15 protein-coding genes are annotated in these 18760 nt (G+C 48.4%); 4 read left to right on the forward strand and 11 right to left on the reverse strand.

The window, feature by feature from the left end; translation table 11 throughout:
• Window positions 1–40: 40 nt before the first annotated feature.
• Window positions 41–2218, reverse strand: coding sequence for a RelA/SpoT family protein (locus tag DMN77_RS08785; protein ID WP_068779815.1), 2178 nt, complete (start codon window positions 2216–2218; stop codon window positions 41–43).
• A 303-nt stretch (window positions 2219–2521) separates the two neighbouring features.
• Here DMN77_RS08785 and DMN77_RS08790 point away from each other — a divergent pair, with 303 nt between their 5' ends.
• The gene (locus DMN77_RS08790; protein ID WP_179014480.1) at window positions 2522–2869 is read left to right on the forward strand and encodes a DUF4870 domain-containing protein; all 348 of its coding nucleotides are present in this window, start codon (window positions 2522–2524) and stop codon (window positions 2867–2869) included.
• 337 nt (window positions 2870–3206) lie between these two features.
• Window positions 3207–4493, forward strand: coding sequence for a uracil permease (gene uraA / locus DMN77_RS08795; RefSeq protein ID WP_068779813.1), 1287 nt, complete (start codon window positions 3207–3209; stop codon window positions 4491–4493).
• A 98-nt stretch (window positions 4494–4591) separates the two neighbouring features.
• Here the strand turns inward: uraA and DMN77_RS08800 are convergent, their stop codons facing one another.
• The 6 genes from DMN77_RS08800 to DMN77_RS08825 form a co-directional block, all read right to left on the reverse strand.
• Entirely contained in the window at window positions 4592–5110 is a 519-nt protein-coding gene (locus tag DMN77_RS08800; RefSeq protein ID WP_068780012.1) for an adenine phosphoribosyltransferase, read from the reverse strand.
• 60 nt (window positions 5111–5170) lie between these two features.
• On the reverse strand, window positions 5171–7576 hold the full coding sequence (recJ, locus tag DMN77_RS08805) for a single-stranded-DNA-specific exonuclease RecJ (RefSeq protein WP_179014666.1): 2406 nt from the start codon (window positions 7574–7576) through the stop codon (window positions 5171–5173).
• A 75-nt stretch (window positions 7577–7651) separates the two neighbouring features.
• The gene (locus DMN77_RS08810; protein ID WP_179014481.1) at window positions 7652–8620 is read right to left on the reverse strand and encodes a cation diffusion facilitator family transporter; all 969 of its coding nucleotides are present in this window, start codon (window positions 8618–8620) and stop codon (window positions 7652–7654) included.
• A 105-nt stretch (window positions 8621–8725) separates the two neighbouring features.
• Window positions 8726–9637 carry a protein translocase subunit SecF gene (gene secF, locus DMN77_RS08815; protein WP_082790014.1) on the reverse strand — a complete coding sequence of 304 codons (912 nt, stop codon included), beginning with the start codon at window positions 9635–9637 and terminating at the stop codon, window positions 8726–8728.
• On the reverse strand, window positions 9618–10871 hold the full coding sequence (secD, locus tag DMN77_RS08820; protein WP_179014483.1) for a protein translocase subunit SecD: 1254 nt from the start codon (window positions 10869–10871) through the stop codon (window positions 9618–9620). The genes secF and secD overlap by 20 nt, the downstream gene beginning before the upstream one ends.
• 157 nt (window positions 10872–11028) lie before the next feature.
• A complete protein-coding gene (locus DMN77_RS08825; protein ID WP_068779809.1) occupies window positions 11029–11286 on the reverse strand; it encodes a post-transcriptional regulator in 258 nt (85 codons plus the stop codon).
• Between the two features lie 624 nt (window positions 11287–11910).
• Between DMN77_RS08825 and spoVB the strand changes: the two genes are divergently transcribed.
• Both spoVB and DMN77_RS08835 read left to right on the forward strand, forming a co-directional pair.
• On the forward strand, window positions 11911–13488 hold the full coding sequence (spoVB, locus tag DMN77_RS08830; RefSeq protein WP_068779808.1) for a stage V sporulation protein B: 1578 nt from the start codon (window positions 11911–11913) through the stop codon (window positions 13486–13488).
• 108 nt (window positions 13489–13596) lie between these two features.
• Window positions 13597–13989 carry a TIGR04086 family membrane protein gene (locus tag DMN77_RS08835; RefSeq protein WP_068779807.1) on the forward strand — a complete coding sequence of 131 codons (393 nt, stop codon included), beginning with the start codon at window positions 13597–13599 and terminating at the stop codon, window positions 13987–13989.
• Window positions 13990–14058: 69 nt separating this feature from the next.
• On the opposite strand, the gene yajC is transcribed toward DMN77_RS08835, so the two are convergent.
• Genes yajC through DMN77_RS08855 form a run of 4 tightly spaced genes read right to left on the reverse strand, consistent with a single transcriptional unit; the run spans window position 14059 to window position 18703 of the window.
• Complete coding sequence (gene yajC / locus DMN77_RS08840; protein ID WP_068779806.1) at window positions 14059–14364, reverse strand: preprotein translocase subunit YajC; 306 nt, start codon at window positions 14362–14364, stop codon at window positions 14059–14061.
• Between the two features lie 35 nt (window positions 14365–14399).
• The gene (tgt, locus tag DMN77_RS08845; protein ID WP_068779805.1) at window positions 14400–15539 is read right to left on the reverse strand and encodes a tRNA guanosine(34) transglycosylase Tgt; all 1140 of its coding nucleotides are present in this window, start codon (window positions 15537–15539) and stop codon (window positions 14400–14402) included.
• Window positions 15540–15561: 22 nt separating this feature from the next.
• Window positions 15562–16590 (reverse strand): tRNA preQ1(34) S-adenosylmethionine ribosyltransferase-isomerase QueA, encoded by a 1029-nt coding sequence (gene queA, locus DMN77_RS08850; RefSeq protein WP_068779804.1) that lies wholly within the window; start codon window positions 16588–16590, stop codon window positions 15562–15564.
• 7 nt (window positions 16591–16597) lie between these two features.
• Window positions 16598–18703, reverse strand: a complete 2106-nt coding sequence (locus DMN77_RS08855; protein ID WP_372775617.1) for a SpoIID/LytB domain-containing protein — start codon at window positions 18701–18703, stop codon at window positions 16598–16600.
• Between the last annotated feature and the right edge of the window lie 57 nt (window positions 18704–18760).

Below are 18760 nucleotides of genomic sequence, written 5' to 3' on the forward strand. Positions count from 1 at the left end.
ATTAACTCCGTTCTTCTTGTAATCACCTGTTCAGACAAAGTTATTGCATGATCCGGTGTACTGTATAGACATCCTTCACACGCTTGATTCTCTCGACGACAGACTGCAAATGATCTGTGTTGCGAATCAGGATCGTCATATGGACCTGGGCCATTTTATTCTTATCCGAGCGCCCTGACACTGCAGAAATGTTCGTCTTGCTCTCCGATACGGCCTGAAGAACTTCATTCAGGAAGTTGCGCCGATCATGACCCGTGATCTCAATATCAACACTATAGTTGGCTTCGATCGCTCCAACCCATTCGACTTCGATAATGCGCGCTGCTTCTTCACCTTCACCATCATGAGGGATATTCGGACAGTCACTGCGATGTACAGACACGCCCCGGCCCCGAGTGATATATCCAACGATCTCGTCTCCCGGAACCGGATTACAGCATCTGGCAAAGCGAACAAGCAGGTTATCGATCCCCTTCACGACAACGCCATTGGTCGGACGAGATTTGCGAGCCTCCGGCCCCGGCTTCACTTCTTTGATCTCCGAAGTCAGCTCGATGGAATTGCTCTCTTCCTGCTCCTTGCGCAGCTTCTCTGTGAGTTTGGTGCATATTTGCGCTGCTGTAATGCCGCCAAATCCGATCGCCGACAGCATATCATCGATATCGTTAAATGAGTATTTCTTTGCGGCATCCAGCAATTTATCATCCGTCATCCATAACGAGGCTTCGATACCGGCGCGCTTCAGCTCACGTTCAATCGCTTCGCGTCCTTTTTCAATATTCTCCTCGCGCTTCTCTTTCTTGAACCATTGCTTAATCTTACTGCGGGCATGGGAAGACTGCGCAATCTTCAGCCAATCCTGGCTTGGGCCGTAGGAATGCTTTGAGGTCAATATCTCAACGATATCCCCTGTTTTCAGCTGGCAATCCAGTGGAACAATCCGCCCGTTCACCTTGGCTCCGATCGTTCGATTGCCAACCTCCGTATGGATGCGATAGGCAAAATCAAGCGGAACAGAACCCGCCGGCAGCTCGATGACCTCTCCGGAAGGAGTGAACACAAACACCAAGTCGGTGAAAAAGTCCATCTTAAGCGATTCCACGAACTCGGAAGCATCCTTGGCCTCGTGCTGCAGCTCAAGAATTTCATTGAAGAACGTCATCTTGTTCTCCGGTCCCCCCGCATAGCTGCCTTCCTTGTAGGCCCAATGCGCCGCGATCCCATACTCTGCCGTTCGATGCATTTCCCAGGTACGGATTTGCACTTCTGTCGGCTCACCGTTTGGTCCAACTACGGTCGTATGGAGGGATTGATACATATTCGCCTTGGGCATAGCGATATAATCCTTAAAGCGCCCAGGCATCGGTTTCCACAAGGTATGGATAATTCCGAGGGTTGCGTAGCAATCCTTAATATTGTTCACGATAATACGAATAGCAAGCAGATCATAGATCTCATTAAACTGCTTGTTCTTCGTTGTCATTTTTTTATAGACGCTATAGATATGCTTAGGGCGGCCCAATAGATCAGCCTCTACCCCCATTTCCTCCAGCTTCTCTTTAATCCGCCCGATCACGTTCTCGATATATTCTTCTCGCTCTGCCCGTTTCTTGCGCATTAAATTGGCGATTCGGTAATACTGCTGCGGGTTCAAATAACGCAGCGCAATATCTTCCATTTCCCATTTAATGGCCGATATACCAAGTCGGTTTGCAATCGGACAGAAAATCTCCAATGTCTCATAGGCAATACGACGCTGGCTCTCTTCCGATTGATATTTCAAGGTCCGCATATTATGAAGGCGGTCGGCAAGCTTGATCACAATCACGCGAATATCCTGCGCCATCGCTATAAACATTTTGCGATAATTCTCATTCTGCTGCTCTTCCTTGGAACGGAACTTGATCCGCTCGAGCTTAGTCAGACCATCAACCAGCAAGGCGCATTCTGTGCCAAATTGATTCTCGATCTCCTTCAAGGAGACGGTAGTGTCCTCCACCACATCATGAAGAAGCGCTGCAATAATCGACAAAATGTCCATCTGCATGCTAACGACGATATCCGCCACCGCCAAGGGGTGCAGAATATACGGTTCTCCGGATTTCCGCAGCTGGCCATGGTGAGCCTGCTCCGCGAAATCATATGCCTCCCGAATACGAGGAAGATCCGGTTCTTTTATATAGGCGGACGCCTTTTCAAGTAATCGCTCTATGCCCATTGAATCCAGTCCGAGTCCTTTCTATATATAAATCTAGATTGAGATTTGTACGTTGGCGGGCACTATACCCCCATTTTTGATTTCCTATAATTATGACTCTTACATACCTTGCCGTCAACTATTGTGTCTCGATTTTAGCAGCTTGTGGAAGGTTGTGCTGAATCTGTCCGACAGGTTCCCACTATTTTCCCGTTTATTTGAAAATAATGTTTCATCATTGGGAGGAATCATCCCCCATACTGACGAATATCCATATAGCAGAAAATCTCGATTTCATTTCTAATTAGGAGGAATCCCATTCTTATGAACAATGTGAATGTTGATCCATCCTCGACCGGGTTAGACCCCAAAGTGGCCGGTCTTCTATGTTATGTATTCAGCTTCATTTCAGGCATCATTTTCCTCGCTATCGAGAAGAAAAGCCAATTCGTTAAGTTTCACGCGGCCCAATCTCTCATCGTCTTTGGCGCCTTAACCCTAATTAATTTTATTCTGGGCTTCATCCCGATTATCGGAGCGATCATCGCTTTTATTGTTTGGCCGCTTTCTTTTGTACTATGGATTGTACTTATGCTCCTTGCCCTGCAAGGGAAGCAGACAAAGCTGCCTATCGTTGGCGATTACGCCGAACGGCTCAGCAGAAGCTTTTAAAGCAGGTTGAACCTTCATTTAATGAGGTCAATTCAATTCATGATTTTCACTTTTGATAAGAAGACGAAACCTTTGAAGCTCGTTTATAGACAGGTTTTACCTAATAAAATCTATTGAACCGAAAGGTCCGGATTTGCAGCCAAGCAAATATCGGGCCTTTTTTGGGTTTTGTTGCCCGAACTCCCGCTAATATACGATTGCGAATATTCAACGTCACCTGGGGTATTCTGAAAAATAGCCTACCCCGCTAAAATTGTTGTTGAAAAATGTCGGGTTTGTCCTTATCATATTAGGGATGCCTTAAGAACGTTAAAATTAAATAGAGGAGTGACCCTGCTTGCAACGTGAAATTCAAGTTAATGAGAAAGTTCCTTTTGGGCCTGGCGTACTATTAAGCATTCAGCATTTATTCGCCATGTTTGGCAGTACAGTCCTAGTCCCGAATCTATTCGGCGTAGATCCGGGCATGATCCTGCTGATGAACGGAATTGGCACCCTGCTCTACATTCTTATCTGTAAAGGCAAAATTCCTGCCTATCTCGGATCCAGCTTTGCCTTTATCGCCCCTGTTAGCCTAGTGCTCAAAGAATACCCGGGCCATGGATATTCCCTTGCTTTGGGAGCTTTCATCATTACCGGTCTTATTTTCATCCTTGTAGGATTACTCGTAAAATATGCGGGAACCAAGTGGATTGATGTTGTATTCCCACCAGCCGCTATGGGCGCAATTGTAGCCTTAATCGGGCTTGAATTGATTCCCGTCGCTGCCGGTATGGCAGGATGGATCGCTAAAAATCCGGGAGAAATATTTACTCCAAACGCTACCAATATTACGCTGTCACTAGTAACTCTAGGTGTAACCATTCTCGGTGCCGTACTCTTCCGCGGCTTTCCTAAAATCATTCACATTCTGATCGGCATTGTGGTCGGCTATATCCTCGCCCTTATCCTCGGTGAAGTGAATACAGCAGCCATTGGCGCCGCAAAATGGCTCTCTATGCCAACTGTAACGACACCTCAATGGAATTCGGCAGCCATTATTACGATCATCCCCGTTGCACTGGTCGTCATTGTTGAACATATCGGTCACTTGCTTGTTACAGGCAATATTGTCGGGAAAGATCTATCAAAGGATCCAGGGCTGCATCGATCCTTGCTGGGGAACGGTATTTCCACCGTATTATCCGGGTTTGTCGGCTCCACGCCAAATACAACCTATGGTGAGAATATCGGTGTTATGGCATTAACCAAGGTGTATTCCACATACGTAATCGGTGGAGCTGCCCTCTTTGCCATCCTGCTCTCGTTCTCAGGCAAATTCTCGGCGGTCATTGCCAATATCCCTGAACCGGTTATGGGCGGGGTATCGCTGCTCCTGTTCGGCGTCATCGCTGCTTCCGGTCTACGTATCTTCGTTGAACAGAAGGTCGATTTCTCCAAGGCTACAAATATGATTCTAACTACCGTCGTATTTGTGGTTGGACTTAGCGGCGCTACCCTGAAATTCGGAAATGTGCAATTGAAAGGCATGGCGCTTGCTACGATCGTAGGAATCGTACTCAGCCTGTTCTTCAAATTCATTCAGCATTTCGGCCTCTCGAACGAGAAGGAAGACGCCGCTTAATTTTATAAAATAGACAAAGGGCGGTCTCCAGTAGTGAACTACTACTTTGGGGACCGCCCTTGCTGTATTATTAAAAAGTTGAATTCAGACGCACCTGATTAATAATCATATTTTGCAAGAGAGAATACACGAATGTCCGGCAGCTTCGCACGCCCGTTCAACTCGCTGAGCTCAATCAGAAAAGCCGTGCCTACAACATTGCCGCCCAGCTCGCGAACGAGATTGACGGAGGTCGCAATCGTGCCGCCCGTCGCCAGCAAATCATCAGCGATCAGTACATTTTGTCCCGGCTTGATGGCATCCTTGTGCATCGCTAATTTATCTTTTCCATATTCAAGATCGTAGCCAACCTCAATCGTCTCATACGGAAGCTTGCCGCTCTTGCGGATCGGTACGAACCCCACTCCAAGCGCATAAGCAAGTGGAGCTCCCACAACAAAACCGCGGGCTTCCGGTCCGGCGATGACATCGATCTCCAATTCGCTTACCATCTCTTTAATCGCATTGATTGCTTCCTTGTATTTCTCACCATCATTCAGCAAGGTCGTAATGTCCTTGAAGCTGATGCCTGGCTGTGGGAAGTCAGGAATGACGCGAATATACGGTTTTAAATCCAACAAAATCTCCTCCATCAAAATAAAATAGACTTCAGCGTAAGACTTGAACAAAATTCAATGCTATGAAACCCCCTGCAGTTGACAGGTGATCCATTCCGTAATTTGTGGCACTTCTTCATGAAGCAATATTTGCTCCATCTCGGCAAGCAAGCCTAAGCTCTGATAGCCTGATGCCGATTCTAACGGACGTTTAGATGGCGCAGGATTTACTGCAATCCGTCCTTCGCCGCGAACGATGAAATCCAATTCTACAAATATATCCAGAATAAAATATAACATACGGCGAGAGATTCCAAAACGGGACATTAACTCAGCAATAACCCGTTCTTCCGGACATTCATCCTGGCCAGCATATTTCCTGAGAAATACATAGACCTGCTTGAAACGCTCCCGCGAAGGGGCTTCAATCGTATCTACCGATGAGCGTGGATGAAGCAGAAATACCCGTTCCAGATGAACGAAGCTGTTCAACATTTTATTCCAAATATCCGCCGAATCCGGCAATTCTATTACAAATAATGTTTTTACTGTAACCGCATCCCCGCGATCCGATTCAGACCTGCCAGGGCTAATCCCCAGTTCCTCGTCATAAACCCAAACCGAAGTTCCCTCTAAATGGCCAACCGCGAGCAAATCAGCTCTGCGGCTAGAGACCGCTGCCATCGACCCTGCACTGCAATAGTAGGTCTTCAGGATGCTTTGCTGCAATTCCTCGATTTTGGCACCAGGGTCCAGTGGATCGCGATAATCAAACACCTGCAGATGCGGAATCGAAATATCCTGAATAAATAGCTGCGGTTTACGCTGACCGTTCCATTCATTGATCCCGGCTTCTACAACCAAATCAACTCTTGCTTCCGGTGTTAGAAGCTTGAATATTTCCCCTTTTCCAAAAGCAACGGCCTCTATCATACTTCCATCCTGACGGATCGTCAACTTCAAATGCTTGCCATCCTTACCCATCTGCCTATAATCGAGCAGTTCGGCGCCACGAACGAGCAAACGCGGGGAAGGGTTCCCCATGCCAAACGGAGCTAATTGGTCCAATTGCTCAATCACCGGCAGAGTGATCTCTCGCAATCTGCATTCGAGATCCGCCTGCAAGGAGGGGATGAAATGCTCCGGCCTAAGTACGCTCCGAGCAAACTCATTTAGCCTCTGCTCAAACTCTTCCAGACGGTCTCTATGCAATGACATCCCTGCCGCGGAAGGATGCCCGCCATAATGGCCCAGCAGCGCGTCGCAATGCGTTAAGGCTTCATAAATATCAAAGCCCGGGATGGAACGCGCCGACCCCTTGCACTCTCCGCTAGCCGCATCAATGCCCAACACCAGGGTCGGACGGTAGTAGCGTTCCAGTATTTTTGAAGCAACGATCCCGACGACCCCGACATTCCAGCCTTCTCCGGCAACTACCAGCACATCCGGCAGCGTACCTGCAGCTTCTTGCGCCTCGATTCGTTCGAAAGCTTCGCCTACGATATCATCGACAAGCTGCTGTCGTTCTCTATTCAGCAGATCCAGCTTCTCTGCCGCGTCCTCTGCCGCTTCCATGCTCGTTGCAGTCAATACATCAAGCGCGCTGAATGCATGGCTCATCCGCCCAGCCGCGTTGATACGCGGGGCCAGACCAAAGGCTACATTCGTAGAGGTCACTTCTCCCTGATTCCACCCGGCGGTATGAAGCAAGGCTGAGATGCCCGGGAAGGCTGAAGCTGTCATCTGCTCCAGCCCCATGCGGACAAGCACTCTGTTCTCGTCTGTCAGCGGCATCAGATCCGCTATAGTTCCTAAGGCTACCAGTTCAAGCCATGCAGCGGGAGTGTCCTTCCCCAGCAATGCATTGGCTAGCTTGTACGCCACACCAACGCCAGCCAATCCTTTGAATGGATATGAACAATAGGAAAGCTTTGGATTGATCAGCGTATAAGCTTCCGGCAGCTTTGCCGGTGGCTCATGATGGTCGGTAACAATCACATCCATGCCTAACTCGACAGCATAAGCGATTTGTTCCACTGCGCTAATTCCGGTATCTACCGTAACGATCAGGCTGACTCCGTTGTCATGAGCCTGCTTGAGCACATGATTATGTAATCCATAACCCTCCTTTGAGCGATGGGGAATATAAAATTCAAAATTCGCCTGCAGCGTTCGCATCAACTCGATCATAAGAGCAGTTGACGATACCCCGTCTGCATCATAATCCCCGTATATTAATATTCGCTCTCCGGCCTCCACCGCCTTGCGGATTCTTGGAACCGCTTCCTCGATTCCACTCATCTGATATGGATCATGCAGCTCCACTAAGGAGTGATCCAGAAATTTTGCAGCATCCTCTAATTTGGATATTCCCCGCGTCACTAATAGTGATGCCAGCGGAGCCGAAATCTCTAACTGCTGTTGCAGTTGACGAGAGACCTCCAAGTCACAAGGAGATATATTCCAATGGTATTTCGATTGAAGCAATGACTTCACACCCTCTTTCTCCAGTCGATCCCCCGATATTCTTTGCAAAGTGAAACAGAAAGTATGTTCGAACTATTATTGCAGCAGGTTTGGCATATCGTCATTTGCCCCAAGCTGATTGCTCTTATAGGGATAACCGGGATCATAAGGCAAAACAAGAATACTGACATCATTCACATGAGAGAAGCGATGCATGAGCAGTACCTTGGCTCTATTAGCGATATCATTTGCCTCTGTTACCGTAATCTGCGGATTTACGCTAATCTTAGCGATAACCCTCACATAATGCCCCTGCTCTTGTGCGCGCAAATCTTCGACGGTAATAATGCCATGGACGCGCTGAACCGTCTCTATGAACCGCTCTGTATCCTCCCGGAACAATGTTGTAGCCAGCGTGCTGTTAATTACTTTACGAACCATAATATAAGCCCTGTAAGCTACGAGAATGGCCACGATGGTCGCCATGATCGGGTCGAAATAGAGCATCATCGGTATATCCAGGGCATGACCAGCCATCGCACCAAATACACCCAGCATTACGATTATAGAGCAATACAACGAATAACGGTGGTTCTCGACATAAGTGTCACGCTCTTTCTCAGCCCGAGCGGTTGTTGATCGATATTGTATCTGAAAAATAAGTTCATTCACGACGAGAGAGACAACCACAACTACGCCGGCTACATAACCAGGCGCAAGGATATCTCCTGCAAAAATCGCCGTGACCGTCGTAATCATCGTCTGCACAGCGCCCAGCAAAATCAAGACAGCGATAAATATAGCAACAGGCAGCAACGATTTTGCCTTCTGCGCCGGGTCCTGCCGGGAAAGCGGTGATTTGCGCTCATAGAATCGTCTCCATGCATCCGTTAACGAAGAACTTACTGTAGATAAAATTTCAGCTAATGAGAATAATGCATCTGCCAGCAAAGCATAGCTATTGAACAATATACCTACGATTCCTTTTAATGCGGTTAGAGCAAAATGGCTCACCATACTAACTGCAGCGATCGAATCAACAGCAACAGTTTGTTCGCGTCTCATGATATCCCCCCTGAAACCCGAGAACTTAATAAAGAATGATAGAGCCGCGTCGTAATCGACGCGGCTCTTCATGCCCAGCAACAATACTTCTCTCTATATAATCGCTTAAGCCGCCTTAGCCGGTTTTTTCTTTTCTCTTACTTTAAGCACAAACCACAGTGGGCTGGCGATAAAGATGGTCGAATAAGCCCCGAGCACAAGACCGATCGTCATAGCAAGTGAGAACATTTTAATCGATTCCCCGCCGAGCAGGAACAGGAAGAAGGCCGCGATGAATACGGTCAAGACCGTATAAATCGAACGCATAATCGTCTGAGCGATACTGTGATCGACCAGTTCCTTGAGATCATCTCTGGTCTTCAGCTTGGCGAACCGCATATTTTCACGAATCCGGTCAAAGATAACGATCGTATCGTTGATAGAATAGCCGATAATTGTAAGTACGGCAACGATAAAGGTAAGATCGACCTTGAGATGGAAGATAGAGAAAATCGCTATAACCAGAATCGCATCATGCAGCAGAGAAATTACAGCTGCTACAGCAAAACGCCATTCAAAACGGATACTTACATAAATTATTATCCCTAAACAAGCGATGAGAACCGCTTTTATTGCATTTTGCGCCAGCTCCTTGGCCATTTCCGTATCAACGGTATTAACCTCGAAAGCTGCACTCTCGTCAAGCTTGCTTATTTCTTTCTTCAACGCGACATCCTGATCTTCATCCAGAACCTTAGTGAAGCGAATGCTTATCCGCTCCTCTCCCATATTAATGGTTGTCCCTTCTGCAATGTCGAGATTCTTGATAATCGATTCAATTTCATCCTTCGAAATCGACTTTGTGATCGTCACGTCTACGTTGGAGCCAGATTGAAAGTCTACGCTATAATTTAATCCAAAAAAGGATAGAGATGCTACGCCAAGTATGATTAAAGCAATCGATATGGCGAAGAAATATTTGCTTAGATGGACATAATCCAGTCTCTTAATGCTCTTATCAAAGTGCACGAATCTCACTCTCCTTAACCCCGAAGTATTTCGGTTTCATCAGCTTACCAGCCTTGAGCAGCAAGTTAAGGAGGAACCGTACGAAGTAGACATTCGTTGCGATACTAAGCACGATTTCCACGATGAGCACCAGGGCAAACCCTTTAACTGATCCAGTTCCGTAAATATACATTACGATAGCAACGATAATCGTCGTAATGTTGGAGTCCAAAACCGTACGGAGTGAATGCTTGCCGCCTGCTTTTACGGACGACATTACGCTCTTGCCGCTCCTCAGCTCTTCTCTTATCCGTTCGTTGGTAATGATGTTGGCATCGACGGCCATCCCGATCCCGAGAATAATCGCCGCGATCCCCGGCAGAGTTAACGTGAAGTTGGCCCATGCGAACACCGCTATCAAGAGCCAAGTGTGCAAAATCAATGCAAAGCTGGCAATAAGTCCAGGTGCCCGGTACATTCCGACCATGAACACTAAAATAAACACGGAGCCAATCAAACCTGCTTCAATTGTAGATTTCAGCGATTGCTGGCCAAGGGTTGCTCCAAGGCTCTGCGAGTATTTCTCGTGAAGCTTCAAAGGCAACGCACCCAGGTTAATAACATCGCGAAGCTCTTTCGCTTCATCTATATCTCCACCTACACTGATTGACGCTGTTCCATCGGTAAGAACGGCTTGTACAACTGGCGCTGAGATCAGCTCATCATTCATATAAATAGCAAGTGGTTGACCAAGCAAACGTTTCGTTATTTCAGCAAATTTATCTTTACTCTTCACCTTGATGCTTACCTGCGGCTTATTCATATTATCAAATTGAAGCGCAGCGCCGTTCTCGGCGAAGTCGGTACCGATCATTTCGATCTTGTTGTACTCATCCGGGTTCTTTTCAGTTCCGTCTTTACTACGGAAAGTCAGTTCCGCCGGCTCTTTCATCATTTTGCGTACTTCTGCTTCGTCGGTCACACCGGCCAATTTTACACGAATCCGGTTTGTGCCTTCCGTAGTCACTTCCGGCTCACTCGTACCGAGCTTGTTCGCACGCTTTTCCAAGCTTTGCGCCGTTTTGACGAGCGATTCTTTTGTTACTTTAGCCCCGGATTCCAATGGCGAAGCCTCGTACAAAATTTCGAATCCGCCCTTCAAGTCCAGGCCGAGACGCATGCTTTTCAGTAAACCAGGGGTTGTCCAACCCATCAGGGCTGATAAGACAACCACGACGGTTATGAATGCCACTATTCTTTTCATCCCGTACTTCGATCCCCTTTCAATTCTCAATATTCCTATTATAGCTAGGCAGGAATCGACCGTCAATTTCACGAATTTTATCATTTTTGTTACGATCGACTCTTAAACCTGTGTTCAAAAAGATCTTTTTTTAGTGATAGAGCACAAAAAAGACCCCTTAATCTAAATGGGATCCACGAAAAGCTGAAATCGTCAAATAGTTCATAAAATGGGTTATCTTCAAAGAAAGGATATCATTTACCAATTGATGTAATGGCGGAAAGCCATTTTTTTCATACTTCTGGCTGACACAGCTCCATATTTCCTCTTCAGTCACATGTTCATAACCGATCATCCGGAATTCTTCCACTTTGCTGCGGCACAAATTCTCGATCGTCTCGAACAGTTCCTTTCTCGTGTAATCCTCTTCAGCCATCCTGGTGCCTCCTTCCTGATCCCCATCTAAATAACATTCTACTTCATTTTTCCGATTCCTGCTTGATAGAATTATTGATTTGGGCTGAATTCAAGATTCGACGCCGATTAGTCCCCCTTGTGTTACTTCGAGATCAAAAGCGGACTTTTTGAACTTCCTCTCAAATTGCAGGTTCAAAAAGGCCGGTTTTCAGCTCCGAGAAGGTTGGATGAAGCTAGGGACTGAGGAGCGCAGCGTACGTAGTTTGTACGTGAGCACCGGAAGGACCGGCTGAATTCAAGATTCGACGCCGATTAGTCCCCCTTGTGTTACTTCGAGATCAAAAGCGGACTTTTTGAACTTCCTCTCAAATTGCAGGTTCAAAAAGGCCGGTTTTCAGCTCCGAGAAGGTTGGATGAAGCTAGGGGCTGAGGAGCGCAGCGTACGTAGTTTGTACGTGAGCACCGGAAGGTCCGGCTGAATTCAAGATTCGACGCCGATTAGCCCCCTTGTGTTACTCCGAGATCAAAAGCGGACTTTTTGAACTTCCTCTCAAGGATAAGTCATGAATTGGGACAGGACTAGCATATGGTTAATTAACATTGATATTCGTAGAGGCTCATTTAGGGGAGAGAGGGAATCACTTTGAATAAACAAACCTTTATCCAGGGCACGATGATCCTGCTCTTGGCAAGTGTGGTTAATCGTATTCTCGGCTTCATTCCGCGCATTATGCTTCCAAGGATCATCGGTACAGAAGGCGTTGGTTTATATCAGCTTGGCTATCCCTTTTTCTTGGTAATTGTTACCCTCATAGCGGGCGGCATTCCGCTAGCGATTGCCAAGCTGGTAGCCGAGGCGGAATCGGCGGGGAATTCACAGCGTTCTACTACTATTTTGCGGACAAGCCTGGTCTACGCAACGGCTGTCGGATTTCTATTTACATTTATCTGCCTGTTCGGGGCCCCTTGGGCCAGCCGCTATATTCTCACCGATCCACGGGTCTATCACACCTTTATCGCGATGAGTCCAATGGTCGTTATTGTCGCTATCTCTTCCGTCTATCGCGGGTATTTCCAAGGAAAGCAGGACATGATCCCCTCCGCCGTCTCATCAGTCACAGAGACCATTGCAAGAATTATCTGTGTCCTCTTATTCTCCTACCTGTTCCTACCTTGGGGTATCGAGTATGCTGCAGCCGGAGCGATGCTTGGAGTCGTATTTGGGGAGATCGTCGGCCTCGCCGTCTTATTATGGCAATACAGCCGCATACGCCGGAAAAATCCTCCCAATACTACAACGGCCCCTGTCGCGGCAGAGCAACAGGACGATGACTCCTTCTTCTCGCGGATCTGGCAGATTCTCAAGGTAGCTCTCCCGGTAACTGGCGGTCGCTTAGTCGGTTCGATGTCCTACCTTCTAGAGTCCATTATTACGGCACGCAGTCTCGCCATTGCCGGAGTAGCCACGGCCATCGCCACCTCTCAGTACGGCGCATTACAAGGGATGATCATCCCACTCTTGCTGCTCCCGGGCGCATTGACCTCTTCGCTTGCCATATCACTTGTTCCTTCTCTCGCAGAAGCACAGGCCAAAGGAGATATGCGTACGATTCATCTAAGACTTCATCAATCCATCAGGCTGGCGTTAGTGACCGGCGCCCCCTTTGCAGCGATCATGTATGTCTTGGCCGGACCGCTCTGCCAGCTTCTATACGACAACGGAAGCATCGCAGGCATGCTGAAAGTTATGGCTCCGATCGCCCTCTTCTCCTATGTGCAAGCCCCGCTGCAAGCTACACTGCAAGCGCTAGACAAACCTGGGCGGGCATTGATCAATACATTAATCGGGGCCACGGTGAAGCTAGTTCTCATCTATTATCTGGCCTCGAACCCTAGCATGGGCATTTATGGAGCCATTATCGCGATCATTATCAACATTATTATCGTTACTATACTGCATGGCTTCAGCGTCTCACGCGCGCTTCGCTTCCGCTTTCCCTTGCTTGATATTTTGAAAGTTGCATGTCTGATGGTCATTATGAGCGGAGCCGCAGCCTATCTCTATAACGAATTACTAACTATCTGGGGCACGGGGCTTCGCTTCCTCATGACCTCGCTGATCGCCACAATGATCTACTTAATCCTGTCCGCAGCCTTGAAACTGATAGATTGGCATGATATTAGCCGAATTCCAATCTTGCGGAGATGGATCAAGAACTGAACAACTGACCACCTACGGACTTGTCATAACCTCTCCTGCTTGACCATAAAATAATAGCATGAGAGTTTTTTTGAATATGCACTATGAATAGAAATGGAGGAACGCGTCATGAATTTCATCCGCCGCATTGTTTCAATCCGCATTTCCCATCCGACCATATCCGGGCTGTGGTACGCTTTTCTCTGGATGATGATCGGCGCTCTCGTACTCTCGCTGCTTCTACAGTCCAATATGCTAGAGGAGCAGGAGCTTGGCTTGTACACTTACATCGTTCATTCCATAGCTATCCTATTCGGAGGAGTCGTCTCCGGCAAGCGCGCTCAGATGAAAGGGATGTACCAAGGCTGCATCACAGGTCTCATCTATGGAATTCTCGTATTTGTTATCAGTTTCCTGGCCCTCGACAGCTCAGTGCAGCTTGCTACATGGCTCTTACTGCTGCCAGCACTGATCATCGGGGCGATCGGAGGTGTATTTGGGGTCAATTTGAATAAACGTTAGCGGATACAACAAAAAAGAGCCTGAATGCAGGCTCTTTTTTGTCATTCACTTATGCATTAAGGATCAACCTTACGACTCTTTAACTTGGTGACTGATCGCACTGCGCTCAAATGTAAGCTTGGTTACATCATTAACGCGAAGTACAACGGTGTCGTCTGTCAACTCCAAGATCGTACCATGCAAGCCGCCGATGGTAACAATCTTATCGCCTTTTTGCAAAGCATTCAGCATGTTATTGCGTGTATTTTGTTTCTTCTTTTGCGGACGAATAAGCAAGAAATAAAATACCGCAAACATAATAATCAAAGGCACAATAAAGGATAGCAATTGGCCGGATGAAGATGGCGCTGCTGTACCTTCTGCAAGTTGAAACATGTTCTTATCCTCCTTCCATTTATCTCCTAATGAATTTAAAATCCTTTGTCATTGCCAAACAGACCATATTGTTCGAAGAACTCGTCCCTGAAATCCAGCAGTCTATCGTCCATAATCGCCTGCCGCACTTTCTTCATTAAACGAAGCAGAAAATGCAGATTGTGATATGTAGTTAACCGCAGTCCAAACGTCTCATCACTCTTAATCAAGTGACGCAGATAAGCCCTGGAGTAGTTCCGGCATGTATAGCAGTCACATTCAGGATCCAATGGTCCAAAATCTCTGGCGTACTGGGCATTGCGAACAACCAGTCTTCCCTGGCTCGTCATTGTTGTCCCGTTGCGGGCAATCCGGGTTGGCAGTACACAGTCGAACATATCGACACCGCGTATGGCTCCCTCGATCAATGCATCCGGAGACCCAACACCCATCAGGTACCGAGGCTTGTCTGTTGGCAAGAGTGGAACCGTGTAATCCAGAACCTCATACATAAGATGCTTAGGCTCGCCTACACTCAGTCCACCAATAGCATACCCCGGGAAATCGAGCGAAGTCAAATCCCGTGCGCTCTGCTTGCGCAGGTCCTCATACATGCCCCCCTGCACGATCGCGAACAGCCCTTGGTCATGCGGTCGAGCATGGCTTTTCAGACAGCGTTCTGCCCATCTCGTCGTCCGTTCCATCGACTTCTTCACATAGTCATATTCCGCAGGATAGGGGGCGCATTCATCAAATGCCATCATAATATCCGAACCAAGAGCGTTTTGAATTTCCATCGCAACCTCAGGCGATAAGAACAGCTTGTCCCCATTCAGATGGGAGCGGAAATGAACGCCTTCCTCAGAAATCTTCCTCATCTCGCTTAGAGAGAACACTTGAAATCCGCCGCTATCGGTCAGGATCGCCCGATCCCAGTTCATGAATTTATGAAGTCCACCAGCTTCGCGGACAATCTCATGACCCGGACGCAGGAACAGATGGTAGGTGTTGCTGAGAATAATCTTCGCTTCCATCTCCTTCAGTTCTTCCGGACTCATTGTCTTAACCGTAGCCAAGGTGCCTACCGGCATGAAGATCGGAGTCTCGAAGCTTCCGTGCGGAGTATGCACGATCCCGAGCCTTGCCCCGGATTGTTTACAAGTTTTGATATGTTCATAAGTAATTGCAGCTGTCACGTTCTTCCCTCATTCCGTAGACCTAATAAATAAACATCGCATCGCCAAAGCTGAAGAAACGGTATTTCTGCTCAATCGCTTCCCGATAAGCAGTTAATATATTCTCCCGTCCGGCTAACGCGCTAACTAACATCACCAGCGTAGACTTCGGCAAATGGAAGTTAGTAATTAAAGCATCGACCAGCTTGTACGAATACCCGGGATAAATGAAAATTCCCGTCCAGCCGCTGCTTTTCACGATGGGACCGTCCCCGCACTTCTGCGCCACAGTCTCCAGCGTCCGCGCTGATGTCGTACCGACAGCAACGACCCTGCCGCCCCGCTGCCTCGTAGCATTCAGCAAGTCAGCCGTCTCCTGCGGGAGGACATAATATTCCTCATGCATCACATGATCCTCCACACGATCAACGGACACCGGACGAAAAGTACCCAGTCCGACATGCAGCGTTACAAAAGCGATGTCTACCCCTTTATTGCGAATCTGCTCCAGCAGTTCCTCCGTAAAATGCAATCCCGCCGTCGGCGCCGCCGCAGACCCTTCATGCTTGGAATAGACCGTCTGATACCGTTCCTGATCATCCAATCTTTCCTTGATATAGGGAGGCAGCGGCATCTGTCCCAAGCGATCAAGAATTTCATTGAAAATTCCCTGATAAGAGAAGCGCAGCACTCTGCCGCCCATCTCTCCTTCCGATTCGATCGTTGCCTTCAACTCATCACTGAAGATGATGACGGATCCCGTCTTCAGCTTCTTGCCAGGTTTCACTAATGCTTCCCAGCTGTCATTCCCCAAATTTTTGAGCAGCAGCACTTCCGCCTTGGCTCCTGTATCTTCCTTGACACCAAAGAGACGAGCCGGAAGCACTCTTGTATCATTCAGTACAAGGGTATCTCCGCGCTGCAAATATTGGATGATCTCCGAGAATTGATGATGCTCCATGTTCCCGCTGCGCTTATCCAGCGTCAGCAAGCGCGAAGCGCTCCGATCCGCCAATGGGGTCTGAGCGATCAGCTCTTCCGGAAGCTCAAAGTCATACATATTTATGTCCATATCTTGTTCATTCCTTAACGATAGTTACATTTTGATAGTAGTGTTGCAAAATCTTTTGGTAATCATACCCGGCATCCGCCATTCCCTTGGCTCCCCACTGGGATAGCCCAAGACCATGTCCGTTGCCGCGGCCTACAAAGAGGAACTGATTGGATTGATCCACCACACGAGCAACCCCGTCCCCATCCATGACGACCATATTGCCGCCGCTCCAGGTCTTCTGACCGGAAGCCGTTAGAACAGGCGTGCCGGAAGCTGCTGTACCGCTTGTAGTCGCTCCTGAAGCACCCAGTACAGTATACCTTCCCGTTGCCTTAATATCAAACAGAGTGCTTGGCAAGCTGCCTAACGCAGAACGGAAGGCATCCGGGTACTTCACATCGAGAATCTGTCCGTTCGCCTTGATCTGCGTGACCCGGCCCGAAGGTCCTCTCTGCGTAACTTCCATATTATAGATCGACGACGGAGCCGGCGTCGAGGTCTTGCCGCTTAGGGACTTCACTAATTGATCCGATGTAAACGGACCGCGAATCCATGCATAGGTGCTGGATTCATCAACTTTATCGAGGATGATAATCTCATCGCCAGGGTTCAGCTTAGCTACAGGATCGACATCGGATTGAATCTGCGGCAGAGGACGGACCGCTACGGAACTAGTCGTTACACTCAGCTTCTTCAAGCCTGCGGCCGTCGTCCCGCCAGTCAATTTTGTATTATCCTCGCGAACATATCCCGTCTTACCGTTGGGCAGCAGAACATAGTACCACGACTTCAACGCAGCCTGCGCCGCCTTGTCCCACTCGCTGTTCACGCTTGAGAACGTCGGGTTCACACTGCTCCAGACCTCGGAAGAGTCAGCCGACACACCGCCGCTGTTGGAGGAGAATATGGCTTCGACAATTTTACCGTTGGACTTGATAACTTCCCCCGCCGTGCTGTCAACTGCCTCGATGATGCTGTCCTTTTCGTTCTCAACCCCGTTATACACTTGGCTCAACGTTGTATCGATAAGCCCGGCCACCTTAAAGCGATCCGTTGAAGCCGAATAGAGCGCATAGCTGCGCGCAGCAACCGCTTGTGCCTTCAAGGATTCCTGTGGCCAGGATGCTGGAACTTCCCCGGAAACCACCGAATACAAATATTTCTCAAGCGGAAGTTCATTGACAAGGGCGAGTTGACCGTTAAGCTGGCTAATCTCGAAGCTCCCTCGATAATTGCGACCCGATCTTTCGACGACCTGGGTTGCAAGCGTATCATCGCCATTCACAATCAGCTTGCTGTCCGTCCCTCTCAGCTCGTAGTGATCCACCGGGGATGGCGAATTAAGATTAAGCGTTACGTCCTGCTGCACGATCACTCCCGGCTCGGAATCGTCAACCTGGGACCAGGAAGCCTGCGGTAATGAACCTCGCACCGCTGACAGTTCAGATTCGCTTGCTGCTCCGCCAGCCCATACCGTATATTGCTGCTGTCCAATCAAGACAAGATAGGCATCCACGCCAGCAGCGGATACAGAATTTCTTAGCGCTTCCGCTTCTGACTTGCTGCCAAGAGCCCCTGCGGAATAATAATAACCGCCTTTGACAGAAGGGGCTTGTCCGCTGATAACTCCAGACAGGCTGCCGGACACTCGACTTACCGCTTTCTTAGCTTCTGCCGCACTCGCATAAGGACCGGTATAAATTTGATAGACCGTGCCCCCCGACTGCTCTACAGCATAAGCCACGGGACGGTCTGCCGTACCCTGCAGCTTTTTAACGGCGGCGGCAATCGCTTTCCAGTCAGAGCTCTCCGCCGCTTTAATCCGATTGCTTCCTGCGCTGAAACGCACAGTTTGGCCGGAATCCAATGTAAGCAATGAGTTATTGGCGCCAAAGGATGTTTGAAGCACCAGATCCATTGCCGATCCTGGCTTCAAGGTCACCGCCGGCACTGTTAATTTATAGGTGCTGCCAAGATCAAGGAACATCGCGACGCGTACGCGGTTCCCCGACCAATCATCGGCAGATACAGGCGCAGATACAGGAAGCTGCAGAGCCCCTGCCAGCAAAACTCCCGCTAATATCCCCCTTCCCCATTTTAACAGCTTGAATGTTGTCTTCTTCTCCTTCACTTGTTCGCTCCTCCTTCATGTTGTCGTATTAGAACACATATTATGAACACACACTTT

Source organism: Paenibacillus sp. 79R4 (assembly GCF_013393165.1).
Taxonomy (GTDB): Bacteria; Bacillota; Bacilli; order Paenibacillales; family Paenibacillaceae; genus Fontibacillus.